This is a genomic window from Gelidibacter salicanalis (assembly GCF_007997285.1).
Taxonomy (GTDB): domain Bacteria; phylum Bacteroidota; class Bacteroidia; order Flavobacteriales; family Flavobacteriaceae; genus Gelidibacter; species Gelidibacter salicanalis.
Window position 1 is genome coordinate 615796 of record NZ_VORX01000001.1, and the last position, 14211, is coordinate 630006.

Annotated in this window: 14 protein-coding genes and 1 pseudogene; 10 read left to right on the forward strand and 5 right to left on the reverse strand. The window is 38.2% G+C overall.

What is annotated here, in order from left to right; translation table 11 throughout:
• Positions 1-133 precede the first annotated feature (133 nt).
• From ES711_RS02675 to ES711_RS02720, 10 genes and pseudogenes are all read left to right on the forward strand, one after another.
• On the forward strand, positions 134-493 hold the full coding sequence (locus tag ES711_RS02675; protein ID WP_146889544.1) for a hypothetical protein: 360 nt from the start codon (positions 134-136) through the stop codon (positions 491-493).
• Between the two features lie 38 nt (positions 494-531).
• Positions 532-957 (forward strand): annotated as a pseudogene (locus ES711_RS02680) (magnesium chelatase subunit ChlI family protein); the annotation flags it as partial.
• A 69-nt stretch (positions 958-1026) separates the two neighbouring features.
• A complete protein-coding gene (locus ES711_RS02685; RefSeq protein WP_146889547.1) occupies positions 1027-2088 on the forward strand; it encodes a DUF2891 domain-containing protein in 1062 nt (353 codons plus the stop codon).
• A gap of 52 nt (positions 2089-2140) precedes the next feature.
• Positions 2141-3367 carry an Nramp family divalent metal transporter gene (locus ES711_RS02690; RefSeq protein ID WP_146889550.1) on the forward strand — a complete coding sequence of 409 codons (1227 nt, stop codon included), beginning with the start codon at positions 2141-2143 and terminating at the stop codon, positions 3365-3367.
• Positions 3368-3414: 47 nt separating this feature from the next.
• Positions 3415-4155, forward strand: a complete 741-nt coding sequence (pxpA, locus tag ES711_RS02695) for a 5-oxoprolinase subunit PxpA (RefSeq protein WP_146889553.1) — start codon at positions 3415-3417, stop codon at positions 4153-4155.
• A 3-nt stretch (positions 4156-4158) separates the two neighbouring features.
• The gene (gene pxpB / locus ES711_RS02700; RefSeq protein WP_170245226.1) at positions 4159-4890 is read left to right on the forward strand and encodes a 5-oxoprolinase subunit PxpB; all 732 of its coding nucleotides are present in this window, start codon (positions 4159-4161) and stop codon (positions 4888-4890) included.
• Positions 4880-5731: a 5-oxoprolinase subunit C family protein gene (locus ES711_RS02705; RefSeq protein ID WP_246139106.1), complete on the forward strand. Its 852-nt coding sequence runs from the start codon at positions 4880-4882 to the stop codon at positions 5729-5731. Before pxpB ends, ES711_RS02705 begins: the two co-directional genes overlap by 11 nt.
• A gap of 90 nt (positions 5732-5821) precedes the next feature.
• The gene (locus ES711_RS02710) at positions 5822-6325 is read left to right on the forward strand and encodes a hypothetical protein (protein ID WP_146889559.1); all 504 of its coding nucleotides are present in this window, start codon (positions 5822-5824) and stop codon (positions 6323-6325) included.
• 8 nt (positions 6326-6333) lie between these two features.
• On the forward strand, positions 6334-7038 hold the full coding sequence (locus ES711_RS02715; RefSeq protein ID WP_146889562.1) for a hypothetical protein: 705 nt from the start codon (positions 6334-6336) through the stop codon (positions 7036-7038).
• Positions 7014-7844, forward strand: coding sequence for a sensor histidine kinase (locus ES711_RS02720; protein ID WP_246139107.1), 831 nt, complete (start codon positions 7014-7016; stop codon positions 7842-7844). The genes ES711_RS02715 and ES711_RS02720 overlap by 25 nt, the downstream gene beginning before the upstream one ends.
• Positions 7845-7949: 105 nt before the next feature.
• Here ES711_RS02720 and ES711_RS02725 read toward each other — a convergent pair whose 3' ends face one another.
• The 5 genes from ES711_RS02725 to ES711_RS02745 form a co-directional block, all read right to left on the reverse strand.
• Positions 7950-8645 carry an RluA family pseudouridine synthase gene (locus tag ES711_RS02725; RefSeq protein ID WP_146889565.1) on the reverse strand — a complete coding sequence of 232 codons (696 nt, stop codon included), beginning with the start codon at positions 8643-8645 and terminating at the stop codon, positions 7950-7952.
• 178 nt (positions 8646-8823) lie between these two features.
• On the reverse strand, positions 8824-9642 hold the full coding sequence (panB, locus tag ES711_RS02730; RefSeq protein WP_146889568.1) for a 3-methyl-2-oxobutanoate hydroxymethyltransferase: 819 nt from the start codon (positions 9640-9642) through the stop codon (positions 8824-8826).
• A gap of 122 nt (positions 9643-9764) precedes the next feature.
• Positions 9765-11423, reverse strand: a complete 1659-nt coding sequence (locus ES711_RS02735; RefSeq protein ID WP_146889572.1) for an MBOAT family O-acyltransferase — start codon at positions 11421-11423, stop codon at positions 9765-9767.
• Complete coding sequence (locus tag ES711_RS02740) at positions 11416-12711, reverse strand: GDSL-type esterase/lipase family protein (protein WP_146889575.1); 1296 nt, start codon at positions 12709-12711, stop codon at positions 11416-11418. The genes ES711_RS02735 and ES711_RS02740 overlap by 8 nt, the downstream gene beginning before the upstream one ends.
• Complete coding sequence (locus ES711_RS02745; protein WP_146889578.1) at positions 12708-14180, reverse strand: GDSL-type esterase/lipase family protein; 1473 nt, start codon at positions 14178-14180, stop codon at positions 12708-12710. The genes ES711_RS02740 and ES711_RS02745 overlap by 4 nt, the downstream gene beginning before the upstream one ends.
• Positions 14181-14211 lie beyond the last annotated feature (31 nt).

Below are 14211 nucleotides of genomic sequence, written 5' to 3' on the forward strand. Positions count from 1 at the left end.
TATTTATTATAATTACGTCTTTTAAATTGAATTTTACTTTAATTAAATTTAAGAAGATAAAATTTGAAATCGTTCATAATTTTTGATTTGTACCATAAAACTACTTAAGTTTAAGCTTAAAAATTATTTAAATATGAGTGATAGAGATGTATTAGTACAAAAACTTAATCAATTAAGTAGAGAAAATAAAATAAGTCCATACGATAAGAATAGAATCTTACAAATGCCCACTGAAAAGGGACTTAAGATGGATATTATTTCAAATACTATTCTGAAAGAGGGAACTATATCATCAGAACTTGAAAGCATAGACTTTAATTCGCAAAATTTGGATAATGATCAAGTCATTAGACTTATATTGAAAGTACAAAAGGAACAATTAATTATTCTTGAAGAAATGAAAAAAAACACAAGTATGATGGTTATGTGGTTAGTAATTATTCCAATTATATTGTCAGTAGTAAGTGTGTTATTTATTTTCAGTTTAAATTAATCGATGTTGTAAATTATTGTTATTATCCTATATAAAGGAAGCGCTACTCGAGTAAAATCTCAGGACCGCTTTTAGATCGCATAGATATTCATATTGAAGTAACACCTGTCCCTTTCGAAAAATTATCTGATGAACGTAAGGGCGAATCATCTATAGATATCAGAAAACGAGTTACAGCTGCTAGAGAACGGCAAACCGAACGCTTTCAAGACAATCAGAACGTGCATTATAATGCGCAAATGAATACCAAGCAAATCCGACAATATTGTGTTCTGGATGATGCTTCCAAAAACTTCTTAAAAACAGCCATGGAACGCTTAAATTTATCAGCACGAGCCTATGATCGGATTCTAAAAGTTTCAAGAACTATTGCCGATTTAGAAGGTGTGGCTGAGGTGAACGGGTCTCATATTAGTGAAGCCATTCAATATAGAAGTTTGGATAGAGATGGCTGGTTGGGTTGACCTATAATGAATTGAAATATTTTATTAAGCATAACTTATAAGCACTGTACTAAAAATCATACAATCTTCATGAAATCATTACTACTCACTATTCCTTTTTTATTAGTTTTAAACTGCAAACAATCCGAAGAACAAAAGGAAAATGTATCAATAACGACTACTGCAGAAGTTGAAAAGGTAACTGCACCTACACTTCATTTGGAAGAAGCCAATCGGTTAGCGCAATTACCAATCCATTGCATCCAGACAGAATATCCTAATAAACTTGGACAAACCATTGGTGGTAAGGACGATTTACAAGAGCCAAAAACACTTCACCCAGCATTTTATGGGTGTTTTGATTGGCACTCCGCTGTACATGGCCATTGGAGTTTGGTAAGTTTATTAAAACAATTTCCTGAGCTTGAGAATGCAGAAGACATTGCAACAATGCTTCAGCAAAACATTTCAAAAGAAAATATTCAAAATGAAGTCCAATATTTTTTTGGGAAGCACAATACAAGTTATGAACGCACTTATGGTTGGGCGTGGTTATTGAAACTTGCTGAAGAATTACATACTTGGGATGCCCCATTGGCAAGAGAATTAGAGTCCAATCTGCAACCTTTAACCGATCTAATCGTTGAAAAATACATCGAATTTTTGCCAAAGCTTAATTATCCAATTCGGGTTGGCGAGCATCCTAATACAGCTTTCGGATTGTCTTTTGCCTATGATTATGCTGTAACGGTAGGAGATGATACTTTAATAGCGCTCATTGTGCAACGCGCGAAAGATTTTTACTTACAAGATGCTAATTGTCCATTATCGTGGGAACCAAGCGGATTTGATTTTTTATCGCCATGTTTTGAAGAAGCGGCATTAATGAAACGGGTGTTGCCTAAACAAGAATTTGAACATTGGTTGACAGATTTTCTGCCACAACTAAAAGATAAGAACTTTAAGTTAGAACCAGGGATTGTGAGCGACAGAACTGATGGGAAATTGGTGCATTTAGATGGCGTTAATTTTTCTAGGGCGTGGAGCTTGTATGAAATAGCCAAAGATTTACCAGAATATGCACATCTAAAAAACACCGCAAATGCACATATCAAGTATTCCTTGCCAAGTATAGTAGGCGACAGTTATTAAGGCGGGCATTGGTTAGGTAGTTTCGCCATTTATGCCTTAAACACCGTAGCGCGTGATTAAAAATTGGTTCAAAAATATTGGTCCAGGTCCTCTTGTTGCTGCTGCTTTTATAGGTCCGGGAACAGTTACGGTGTGTACCTTGGCAGGTGTTAATTTTGGCTTTGCATTGCTTTGGGCGATGGGCTTGTCAATTTTAGCCACGATAGTGCTTCAGGAAATGTCAGCGCGTTTAGGTATTGTCACTCAAAAAGGACTCGCTGAGGTTATTAGAACGGAAATTGATAATCCTATTTTGAAAGGACTCACCATACTCTTAATCCTATCCGCCATTGTTATTGGAAATGCCGCCTACGAGGCTGGAAATATTAGTGGTGGGGTGTTAGGGTTGGAAACCATTGTGGGCAATCCGTCAGTAGCTATTGGCGATTTTAATTTAAATGTTTTAAGTCTGATTATCGGTGCTATCGCATTTTTAGTTTTGTATATTGGAAATTATAAAGTTTTGGAGCGGGTGCTGGTCACATTCGTTATTCTGATGAGTGTAGCGTTTTTCCTCACCGCGATCATCACAAGACCAGATTTGTCCGCCATTTTTAAAGGATTATTTATTCCGAAAGTCACAGAGGCAAACCTGCTAACAATTATAGGGTTAATTGGCACCACCGTCGTGCCTTATAATCTTTTTTTACATGCCTCATTAGTCAAGGAAAAATGGCATCATGAAACGGATTTAAAATATGCACGTAAAGATACTATCGTAGCCGTAGTATTGGGTGGTATTGTATCCATGTGCATTATCATTTCAGCTGCCGCCATTGATGCCCAAAACATAACGAGTGCGGCCGATTTGGCAATAGGTCTTGAGCCTTTATTTGGGCAGTTTGCCAAGTATTTCTTGGGCATCGGATTATTTGCTGCAGGCATAACCAGCGCCATTACGGCACCCCTAGCAGCAGCTTATGTCACAACTGGTTGTTTAGGATGGTCCACCAATATGAAATCGAAACAATTTAAAACCGTTTGGATTTGTATTTTAGGCCTGGGTGTTTTGTTTTCGTCTATCGGTTTCAAATCGATTGAAATTATCAAATTTGCCCAAATTACCAATGGTTTATTGTTGCCAATTATTGCGGCGTTTCTGTTATGGGTGATGAACAAATCGAGTATTTTAGGAGCCTATAAAAACACAGTAGTACAGAATATTATTGGCTACATCATTTTAGGATTGGCATTATTTTTAGGCGCAAAGAGTATTTTAAAAGTTTTTGAAATTATTTAGAATCGATAATTATGAATCAAGTAGTCTCAAGGCTTAGTTTTTTTTTAATGAATAGAAAATCAATAGATATTAATGCAGATGTTGGCGAAGGCCTAAATAATGAGAGGGAATTGATGCCATTTCTGTCTTCGTGTAATATTGCCTGTGGCGGTCATGCTGGCGATGCACAAACAATGCTATCCGTAATTGCTCTGGCAAAACAAAATAAGGTGAAAATTGGAGCACATCCATCATTTCCTGACACAGAAAATTTTGGACGTGTCCCTATGGATTTGGATGATACTACCTTGTTAAAATCTTTAATAAATCAAGTGCAAGAGCTTCTAAAACATGTAGAGGCTGAAAATGAAAATTTAGATCATATTAAGCCTCATGGAGCGCTTTATAATTTAGCCAATACAGATGAGCGTTATGCCAAAGTAGTGGTGGACTTAATGAAGCAATTTGACAATACGATCAAACTCTATGCACCTTACCAATCGCGCGTTGCAGAATTAGCCATTCAAGAAGGTATTCCTGTGGTTTTGGAAGCCTTTGCAGACAGGGCTTATAATGAAAATTTAACCTTAGTATCACGATCTGACACTAGAGCTTTGCTTACTGATTCAAATCAGGTTTGCCAACAGGTGCTTGATATGGTGTTGCGTAAAGAGGTCAAAACGATTACGGGTAAAACGGTTACCCTAAAAGCGGAGACCGTATGCATTCATGGCGATCATCCTAATGCTGAGTCCCACTTAAAACAGTTGACCGAATGTCTAACCCAAAATCATGTTGCTATAGTATAAATTTTGAGCTCTTATAAACTGACATATACGCGTTTTTCAGAACAATCCATCTTGATTCAATGGCCGGAAAAAATTGATCCTAAAATTCTTAAAGATTTACTGCGGTATAAAGAAAATATTCTGAAATATTCTAAAGATACTATTCAAGTCATTAACACCTACAACGCTTTACTTCTTGCTTATAATACATTCGAACTTGATTATAAAAACGAGATTGAACGCTTAAAATCGCTGAGGAATAAGGTCATTGCAAGTAAGCCGCTCCAATCTAAACTCTGGAAGATTCCTGTTTGTTATGATGTCAAATATGGGCTCGATTTAGAGGCATTAGCCGCCGCAAAAAATTGCTCAATAGCTGAACTTATTCAATGGCACACTGAAGCTGTATACAAAGTTTATTTTATAGGATTTCTACCTGGGTTCTTATACTTAGGAGGCCTAGATAACCGACTTATCATGCCCAGGCGTCAGCGTCCGAGGCCTCACGTTTTAAAAGGTGCGGTTGGTATTGGTGGTGAACAGACGGGTATTTATCCAAACGCAAGTCCTGGAGGTTGGAACATTATTGGGAATTCGCCCATTACATTTTTTGATCCTGAGAGTGAACATCCGTGTTTCGCAAATGCTGGAGATAGCATTCAGTTTGTAGCTATAGATTTAGTGGGGCATGCTGCTATTATAGAACGTATTAAAAATGGCAATTATAAGCTAGAAAGCGAGGTGTATGATGGTTGAGGTTTTAAAAACGGGTTTATATGATAGCATTCAGGATTTAGGTCGTTTTGGATATCAACATTTGGGAGTGCCATCTTCTGGTGTCATGGATCAGTATGCCGCTTCATTGGCAAATTCAATCTTAGGCAATCAGGACCATGCTGCTGTTTTAGAATTTACAGTATTGGCTCCAACCTTGAAATTTCACATCGCGACTGCCATTTGCATCACCGGAATGCAGAGTTACCCCAAATTAAACGGAGTGGCTATTGAGAATAATTCAGTTACCCACATCAAACAACAAGACGTCCTCACGTTTGGTCAACGTGTTTTGGGGTGTAGAGGCTATATTGCTGTTTTGGGAGGGTTTCAATCTCCGAATATTATGGGGAGTAGGAGCATGTGCCAACACATCACGCAGCAACAGCGCCTTACAAAAAATGATCAGCTAGACATTCTTGCACAACCTTTAGTAGATAACCATTCAAATGCCCATGTTAAAACACCGATTTCCCATTTTGAGACTGATAAACTCCACGTTTTTAAAGGCGTGGAATTCGGAAAGCTTTCTAAATCCCAGCAGCAAGTTTTAGTACAGCAAGAATTCACGGTTTCAAAAGATAGTAACAGAATGGCCTATCCATTAGAAGGGGTTCTTGATAATTCATTGCAGAGCATCATAACAGGGCCTGTTTTACCCGGTACGGTGCAATTCACCCCAGCAGGACAAGTGATAATTTTGATGCGCGATTGTCAAACTACTGGTGGATATCCAAGAATTTTACAGCTTACAGAAATGGCCATCAATCAGTTATCACAAAAAACACCAGGAGAAAAATTTACATTTAAAATTGCTCATTAATAGGATTAAAGCGTAAATCTTGATAGTTTAGAGGTCCATATTACGATTTCATTTCATTTTTAGTGTCTAACTAACTTAAACCAACCAAATATGAAAAATTTACTCTTACTTATTATAGGAATTCTGATTGGCGCATTGGTAAGCTATGTTTATTTGTCCAAACCAGATACCGATCTTACCATCAATGCTCCTAAAGGACTCATTTCTCCTGAACAAGCAAAAATTTTGGATGCCGCTTACAATACCCGCTACAAATTGATAAGTGATTCCATTGTAAACAGAAAAGGAGGTGATAACCGGTCGTCATGGTATGGCTTGGATCAAGTGCGCACCTATCTTAATTATGCTGAAAATCAGGCTAAGGAACAAGGCCATACGATGGATGGTATCCGCATTTATTTAGGAGCACATCCTGATCTCAATGGGGAAGCTGGCTACACGACCATGTTTTTTGTACCTACCGGAATATCCCATAAATCTAAAGCCGCCATGTTTAATTTCTCTATAGCTGATGGGAGCGGAGATTTACCTGATGGAGAGGGATTAGATATGGGAGGTAATGGCAATCCACCAAGTGCTAATTATCCTCAATAGATCAGAAAATGGATGAATTTTTCAGGCAAAATTATTTCACAATCAATTATGCTGTCGAAATAATAGCGGCGTTGACCGGTCTGATTTGTTTTAAAAAATATAAAAAAACCGCTGTAAGCTATTTTATTGGATTCTTAGTTTATGCAGCCCTTGTGGATTGTTTGGGGAGTTACCCTGTAATTTTTGCGCGTTTAAATGTCTATCATTTTATTGAAGGTACCGTATTTGAAAAAAACTATCTGTATTATACCCTATTATGGGGTATAGGCACGGCGCTATTTTTTATGTTTTTTTACAGCAAAATTTTGAGTCATCCCGGTAGAAAACGTTTTATGCGTGTGGCAGCGGCTTTGTTTTTTATTGGTGCATTAGTAGATTTATTTTTAAATGTAGAAACTTTAGGCGCTAATAATCGGATAGGGATATTTGTAGCAGGTTCATTCTTGGTATTGTTATGTGTTTGTTTTTATTTTATTGAAGTTTTAGAGAGCGATAAAGTATTGACTTTTTACAAATCCATCTACTTTTGGATAAGTTCCGTCATTTTACTCTGGTATTTAATTACGACGCCGTTGTTGTTTTACGAAATTTATTTTTCCACGGCCGATTGGAACTTTGTCATCTTAAAATGGCAAATTTATTTGGCCGCTAATATATGTATGTATTTATCTTTTACTATTGCTTTATTATGGTGCAAACCGGAGAACAACTGATTAGTACAGATGCCCAAAGGTATTTGTTAATATATATGATTGCCGTCTTGGTAATTGTAACCACACTCATTGTGGTCTTTTTTATCATTTTTCAACATCGAAAAAATAAATTGCTTTTGGATAAGGTAAAACAACAGAAGCTATTTGAGGAAGCCGTATCACAAACCCGTGTGGAAATACAGGAACAGACTCTAAAATATATTGGTCAGGAACTTCATGACAATATAGGGCAATTGCTGTCTTTGGCCAGTATGCAATTGGGAATGTTGGGCGTGAAAATTGGTGCAGATATTAAAGAACCATATATAGAAACCCAAAAGATTATTAAAGAAAGTTTGGGTGAGGTTAGAGCCTTATCCAAATCTTTAAATACGGAGGTGATTCAAAATAGAGGCTTTATGGAGTCCATTGCCTATGAATTAAAGCGGCTCAATAAATTGAAATTGATCAAGGCTGATCTTATGGTAACTGGTGAAGTCAGAACATTTGAAAACAGTAAGGATAGCATTATCTTATTCAGAATTTTACAGGAATTTATCTCTAACACCGTAAAACACTCTAAAGCGAGCCAACTGACCATTACTTTAGATTATCAACCCGCCCTGTTGCAAATGAAGGCGTCCGATAATGGGGTGGGATTTTTGATGGACGCTGTTACTGAGCGTTCTGGGTTATTAAACATGAAGAGTAGGGCAGCGTTGGTAGAATCGGACTTTGAGTTGATTTCTTCGCCGGATCAAGGCACCGTGCTTTCTATTTCATATCCCATCACCAAACGCGCATCAAAAGCTTTGGAACTGCTGTAAGGATTCCCTTGTCAAGCTAAAGATTTTAATCTGATTGCACAAAAAGTGTTAGAAATGTCGAGCCTTTTTTGGTTTATACTGATGCATTTAAATTCATACAGCGCATCACAAGCACGCATCCCAAAGTGGATCCTTTGGTAGCGGAGCTTCTACATGAATCATGTCATTGGAAACAGGGTGCACAAAGGATAAGGTTCTGGCATGCAAAGAAATACTGGCATCCGGATTACTGCGATCAAAACCATATTTTAGATCGCCTTTAATAGGGCTGCCAATGCTCGATAATTGAGAGCGGATTTGATGGTGACGTCCGGTTTCTAAAGCCACTTCAATTAAATAATAATTGTCCAGCGTTTTTAAAACTTTGTAGTGGAGTATGGCCTTTTTTCCATCAGAGATTTCTTTGGTATGAGCCGTAGATTTATTGTTTTTAGGATTTTTTTTGAGCCAATGCACCAGCGTGTCCTCCGTTTTTGGAGGCATTTGCTTCACCAATGCCCAATAAGTTTTTTTGGCGTCCTTTTCAGCAAATAATTTATTGAGTCGCGGTAATGCCTTGCTAGTTTTAGAAAACACAATTACACCTGTTGTAGGCCGATCTAATCGGTGTGCAACGCCCAAATAGACATTGCCAGGCTTGTTGTACTTCTCTTTGATGTAGGATTTAACAACTTCACTCAATGGCGTGTCCCCAGTTTTATCACCTTGAACAATATCGCCTGCACGCTTGTTAATGATGATAATATGGTTGTCTTCGTAAAGAACTTGGAGATTATCTTTATTTGAAAGTATTTTAGACACTATATTTTTACGATTTTATGTTAAGACAATTTACACTAACACCAGCTCTCAATCACCTACCCACTGCTTACAGCCAACTGCCAACTGTCAACTGTTTACTGCCTACTGCCTACTGAAAACTGCCAACTGAAAACTGTTTACTGCCTACTGAAAACTGAAAACTGCCAACTAAAAAACCCTAATACTGTTCGTCATCATTAGGAAAATCAACCGATTTCACATCTTTTACATATTGTGAAATAGAGCTGGTCATATCTTCGTATAAATTCATATAGCGGCGTAAGAATCGCGGGTGGAATTCGTGGGTCATTCCCAACATATCGTGCAATACCAATACCTGTCCGTCCACACCATTACCAGCACCAATCCCGATCACAGGAATAGAAATACTTTCGGCGACTTCTTTGGCTAATTTGGCTGGAATTTTTTCTAAAACAATGGCAAAACAACCAATGCGTTCGAGCATCAAAGCATCTTCTTTAAGTTTGTCTGCTTCCTCTTCTTCTTTGGCGCGCACCGTATAGGTTCCAAATTTATAGATAGATTGCGGAGTCAGACCTAAATGACCCATCACCGGAATTCCCGCATTTAGGATACGTTTGATGGATTCTTTCACTTCTTTTCCTCCTTCTAACTTGACCGCATGGCCGCCACTTTCCTTCATAATTCTGATTGCAGAACGCAAGGCTTCCTTGGGATCACTTTGGTAGCTTCCAAAAGGTAAATCGACCACCACTAATGAACGTTCAATGGCACGCACTACGCCTGCAGCATGATAAATCATTTGATCCAAGGTAATGGGCAAGGTAGTTTCATGACCCGCCATGACATTACTTGCAGAATCGCCAACTAAAATCACATCGACTCCCGCACCATCCACAATTTTGGCCATGGTATAATCATAAGCGGTAAGCATGGATATCTTTTCGCCGTTGGCTTTCATGTCTACCAAAGTTTTCACGGTGATTCTTTTATAGTCTTTTTTTGCTACAGACATAGTATTTTGTTTTCTTGCTGTAAAAATAGTGAGATTATTTAAATGAAATCAGATTTAGAAAGGAAATCCCCAAGTAGCGCTAGTAAATGCACTCCTTTGTAACTAGAAATGGTTGCCGAATTTTAAAACTGAAAATAGATGAACGGTTGAAAATCTGAAGAAAATGCTTGATAACAAATAATTCCCACACTGGCGGCAATCATCACTTTAGCAACTGGAGGACTTTTGGCGTATAAACTTTCGATGGTTGCTTTTGTAGATTCCGGCAACCAGTGGCTTATATACCCAAATAACATGACCCAAAACACCATTTGATAGTGCACTAAAATATCCAAAGCATAATGCCAATCCATGTGGTAGGCCACCTGGTTGTACCACCTCGCAATATGATCCATGCTTTCTCCCCTAAAGTATATTCGGGTGAAGGTGATAAAGGTAAGGGTGACTAAAATTTTCCACCAGCGGGCATACCATTGGGTATTTGTTTCCCATGGACTTATTTTTCGCCAAAATTTATAAACCACAATCCCCAAACCGTTCAAACCGCCCCAAATTGCAAACTTCCATGACGCACCATGCCAGAGTCCGCCAATGAGCATGGTGAGCATCAAATTGATATTAGTATTAATTTGCGATTTTATAGTGGTGTTAAACAGCGATAAAATATAGATGAGTAAAACGGTAGTCAGGACTACTGCCACCACAACTAAATCTTGATAGGCATAAAGCACGCCCAATAAAATAACACTTAAGATGATATAGGAAGCAGCGGTGCGTTTCCTATTACCACCCAACGGGATATACAAATAATCCCGTAGCCAAGTAGAGAGTGAAATGTGCCAACGTTTCCAAAAATCGCCCGCATTAGTGGCTTTATAGGGCGAATTAAAGTTGATGGGCAATTTGAAGCCCATCAATAAGGCCAAGCCGATAGCGATGTCCGTATAGCCAGAAAAATCGCCATAAATTTGCAACGAATAGCCAATCATTGCCATCACATTTGCAAAGCCAGAAAACATTTCAGGGGCATCAAATACCCGGTCTAAAAAATGCATGGCAATAAAATCAGCAAAGATCATTTTTTTGATCAATCCTTTTAAAATCATAAAGCTGCCAGCATTAAAATCTGCCTTGGTAATCACCGTGGGCTGAGAGATTTGAGGGACAAAATTTTCCGCTCTTACTATGGGTCCCGCGACTAATTGTGGAAAGAAACTGACATAGAATCCAAAGTCGAGAACAGATTTTAAAGGCACTAATTTTCTTCTAAAAATATCGACACTATAACTTATAGTTTGAAAAGTATAAAACGAAATTCCTACGGGTAAAATAATTTTATCTACCGTAAAATAATTCTGATCGTTAAAACTATTACCCCAATGGGCCAGCCAATTGACCACTTCAAAATTGGTCTGGAAAAGCATATTAAACGAATCGGTGAAAAAGTAGGCGTATTTAAAATAACACAGCACCGTTAAGTTGATTACCACACTAATAGTGACCAAAATATAGCGTTTGGTTTGATGTTCACTTTTGTAAATACTCCGCCCGATGATATAGTCTACGAGCGTACTGAAAATGAGAATTCCGATAAAAAACCCGCTGGTTTTATAGTAAAAGAAAAGCGAGATTAGGAAAAGATAAGAATTGCGCAGCGTTATTTTTTTATGCACCAGTGCGAACAAAAAATAGGCGACGGCAAAAAAGATCCAAAAATTTGCTTGGGTAAAAATCAGCGGAAAATCTTCCGAAAACGTAAAAATATCCTGTAACCTATTCATTTAATGTTTTGTAGTGCTTCAACAATTCCGCTTTGTTTCTGTGGGTTGATTGTGCCCAAGCACTAATAAAGGCCTCCATAAATAAATCGGCTTTCAGGCTGTAGCCCAACTGTGTAAAATGGATCCGATCTTTGGGCATCAATTTATTTTGGTACCATTTATTTGAGGAACCCAGTCCGCCCATAACATCGTATAAATCCCAAACCGCCATATTGTATTTTTTCGATAACTCCATGATTACTTGTTGTTGGGAGGCAGTATTGGGGTTGGGAATTTTTCGCTTATAATAATCGTCATTAGGAACTGTCAATAAAATAGCACAGTTAGGATTTGCTCTTTGGATCATTAGAATAAAAGCTTCGTAATAGGCACGAAATTTTTCGGGATCAAATTCGCTTTTAGGCATATACGCATCGTTGGTGCCAAGAGAAATAATAAATAAATCCGGTGTGTAAAGTTGCAATTGTTTTTCAAAGTAGGCCGCTCGGTTAAAATAAGCGAAACTTCCACCGTTTACGCCAATGCTGGTGTATTCAATGCCCTCATCGTCATTCATGAATTCCATGCCCATTAAGGCAAACTCAGGATCGGTTTGGGTGGAATCTTTTAATTCCAAACAAAAAGCGACTTCGTCAATCAATTTATTAAAGCGAAACTCCCGATACATTTTATCGAGATTTAAAGTGTCAGAGATGACCAGGTCAGGGTTAAGGACGGTCAAATTGTAATCTGATTTCCACGTATTATAGAATACCCTGAGCTTATTAAATTCATAAGGTTGATTGGTGTAATTGCGGTAATTGGATTTGACATAAATTGTATCTGACTTCCCTCTGAATGCGGCAGTTATCCCTGCCAAACCCCAAGCAATGCTGTCTTTTCTAATTGAAGAACGGTATCCTTGCCATTTTGTTTTGGTAGCTTTTATCTCATAGTTGGTGGGATTGTTAGTGTGTGCAAGATGATACGGAAAAACAAAGCCCCGTTGGCCTTGAGAAACTGTATTGGTGTTTTGAAGGTAAGTCCTTATTTTATTGGAATAGATATCTGCTTGAATATGGGAACCACCAATATGAAAAATATGCAATTTTTGCTTTTTCCCGGTATAAATGGAATCCATTTTAGCGAAGAACTGATGAAATGTCGGGGAGTTTTCCGCCATTTTAAAAGTATTCGCTTCAAAATTAATCAAGTGCCCAAATTTGGGAGTCAAACTATCCAGAATAAAATTCTGTCCGAAAAGAGTTGAGGTGAAGATTATAAAAAGGGTAATTATGATACGTTTCATTGATGATCATTTAAATCTAAATACAAGGCCAAAAAGAACAATTCTGAGATGATTTTGGTGCCAGACGGCGAAAAATGGGTATAGTCATTGGCGGCCAAACCTTGGTCCACCCAATGTTGCATGGCATTTTCACCTCCCATCGCGTCAAACATGCTCCAAAATGCAATGCCAATTGTCGTGCAAATGTCTTTTAGAGTTTCATTGAGATAAGGAAGTAATGGGTATGTTTTCATCTGCCCATTGTCATTTGTGGTCATATCTGAAGGACCAATAAAAATAACACTGGCATTAGGACTTTTACGTTTTACCCAATTGATATGGTTTTTAAGGTATCCTGCGTATTCATTGACTGCTAACGAATCTTTAAGATAAGGCACGGAATTACCGCCGTACTGAAAAATCAGTAGTTTGGGTTGTAACTGCTGCAGCATGTTTTGAAAATTGACGCTATTCGTTCCCGCAAAAATAGTTCCTGAAGAGCCTCTCATGGCAACGTTATCCAAAGAGATCCCGCTATTGCCGTCGAGAGTGAGGCCGTAAAAATCTGGGCTGATCTTGCTCTCTAATTCAATTTTAAGGTTGGAAGGGGTGTTTGAGAGTTGGATGTTGAAGTTATGGTAAGCGCCGTCCGCAATTAAGTGTTCTGAGGCAATTAAGGCGCCGTCATTATACACTTTTATGGTGGTTGGTGCTAAGGCATTGCCATAATGCAATCCGATAGACGTGAAATTTCTTAACAGTGCATAGGATTTGCTGGGAATGCCAATTGTGATACTGGCTTTTCTAGTGGTTAAGGAATCTAACAGCAGCTCATCCACAAAATCATAAGCTTCCGTGAAACGTGACAGCGACGAATACACTCCGTATTTTTTATGTGAAAATTTTTCTTGGGTGGGATCAAAATAAGCGTGCCGCGTCCAGTTTTCAGAAGGCGTCACCTTAGCGCTTATTTGCTCATAAACCTGAACGATAGGCACAAATCCAGGACCCGATCCGCCATACATACTTTGCAGACGATTCCTGAGATATCCAGAAATACGGTCGCCCTCCAATTGCGAATCGCCATAATGAATGATGCGGGCGCGGCTATTTGTCAAATTTTCGCGCAATTGTGAAATAAAAGCTGATCGGTTATCAGGATAGTTGATGCGCTGTACTTTAGAGGTGTCAATTTTTTTAAAATCAGGAATGCTTGGTTTGGAAGTACTAGAATTTTTATCCAAATCTTTAACCAAATTCTCTACGTTGGTCACGATGCTGTCTAAACTTTTAATCTTAGCACGATCTTGACCTTGGTTTTCAAGAAAACTCTTGTGTGTGGGGAATTTGATATCAACATCACCCATAAAAAACCCTTCTTGGGTTTTTCCGTTGGGGAGACTTTTGGAGATGCTCAGATAAGTCACTCCAAACAATACCACTAGGGTGGCTATAATATAGAACACTATTTTAAAGGGTGAGTAACTCATCAACTGTATTTGGGAAACGCTGCTTTTGGTG

What these genes read in the sequence shown, in the direction of transcription:
- ES711_RS02685 (WP_146889547.1), top strand. Translation starts at nt 1,027, where the DNA reads ATGAAATCATTACTACTCACTATTCCTTTTTTATTAGTTTTAAACTGC.
- ES711_RS02735 (WP_146889572.1), bottom strand. Translation starts at nt 11,423, where the DNA reads ATGAATAGGTTACAGGATATTTTTACGTTTTCGGAAGATTTTCCGCTG.
- panB (WP_146889568.1), bottom strand. Translation starts at nt 9,642, where the DNA reads ATGTCTGTAGCAAAAAAAGACTATAAAAGAATCACCGTGAAAACTTTG.
- ES711_RS02715 (WP_146889562.1), top strand. Translation starts at nt 6,334, where the DNA reads ATGGATGAATTTTTCAGGCAAAATTATTTCACAATCAATTATGCTGTC.
- pxpA (WP_146889553.1), top strand. Translation starts at nt 3,415, where the DNA reads ATGAATAGAAAATCAATAGATATTAATGCAGATGTTGGCGAAGGCCTA.
- ES711_RS02675 (WP_146889544.1), top strand. Translation starts at nt 134, where the DNA reads ATGAGTGATAGAGATGTATTAGTACAAAAACTTAATCAATTAAGTAGA.
- ES711_RS02745 (WP_146889578.1), bottom strand. Translation starts at nt 14,180, where the DNA reads ATGAGTTACTCACCCTTTAAAATAGTGTTCTATATTATAGCCACCCTA.
- ES711_RS02740 (WP_146889575.1), bottom strand. Translation starts at nt 12,711, where the DNA reads ATGAAACGTATCATAATTACCCTTTTTATAATCTTCACCTCAACTCTT.
- ES711_RS02705 (WP_246139106.1), top strand. Translation starts at nt 4,880, where the DNA reads ATGATGGTTGAGGTTTTAAAAACGGGTTTATATGATAGCATTCAGGAT.
- ES711_RS02710 (WP_146889559.1), top strand. Translation starts at nt 5,822, where the DNA reads ATGAAAAATTTACTCTTACTTATTATAGGAATTCTGATTGGCGCATTG.
- ES711_RS02720 (WP_246139107.1), top strand. Translation starts at nt 7,014, where the DNA reads ATGGTGCAAACCGGAGAACAACTGATTAGTACAGATGCCCAAAGGTAT.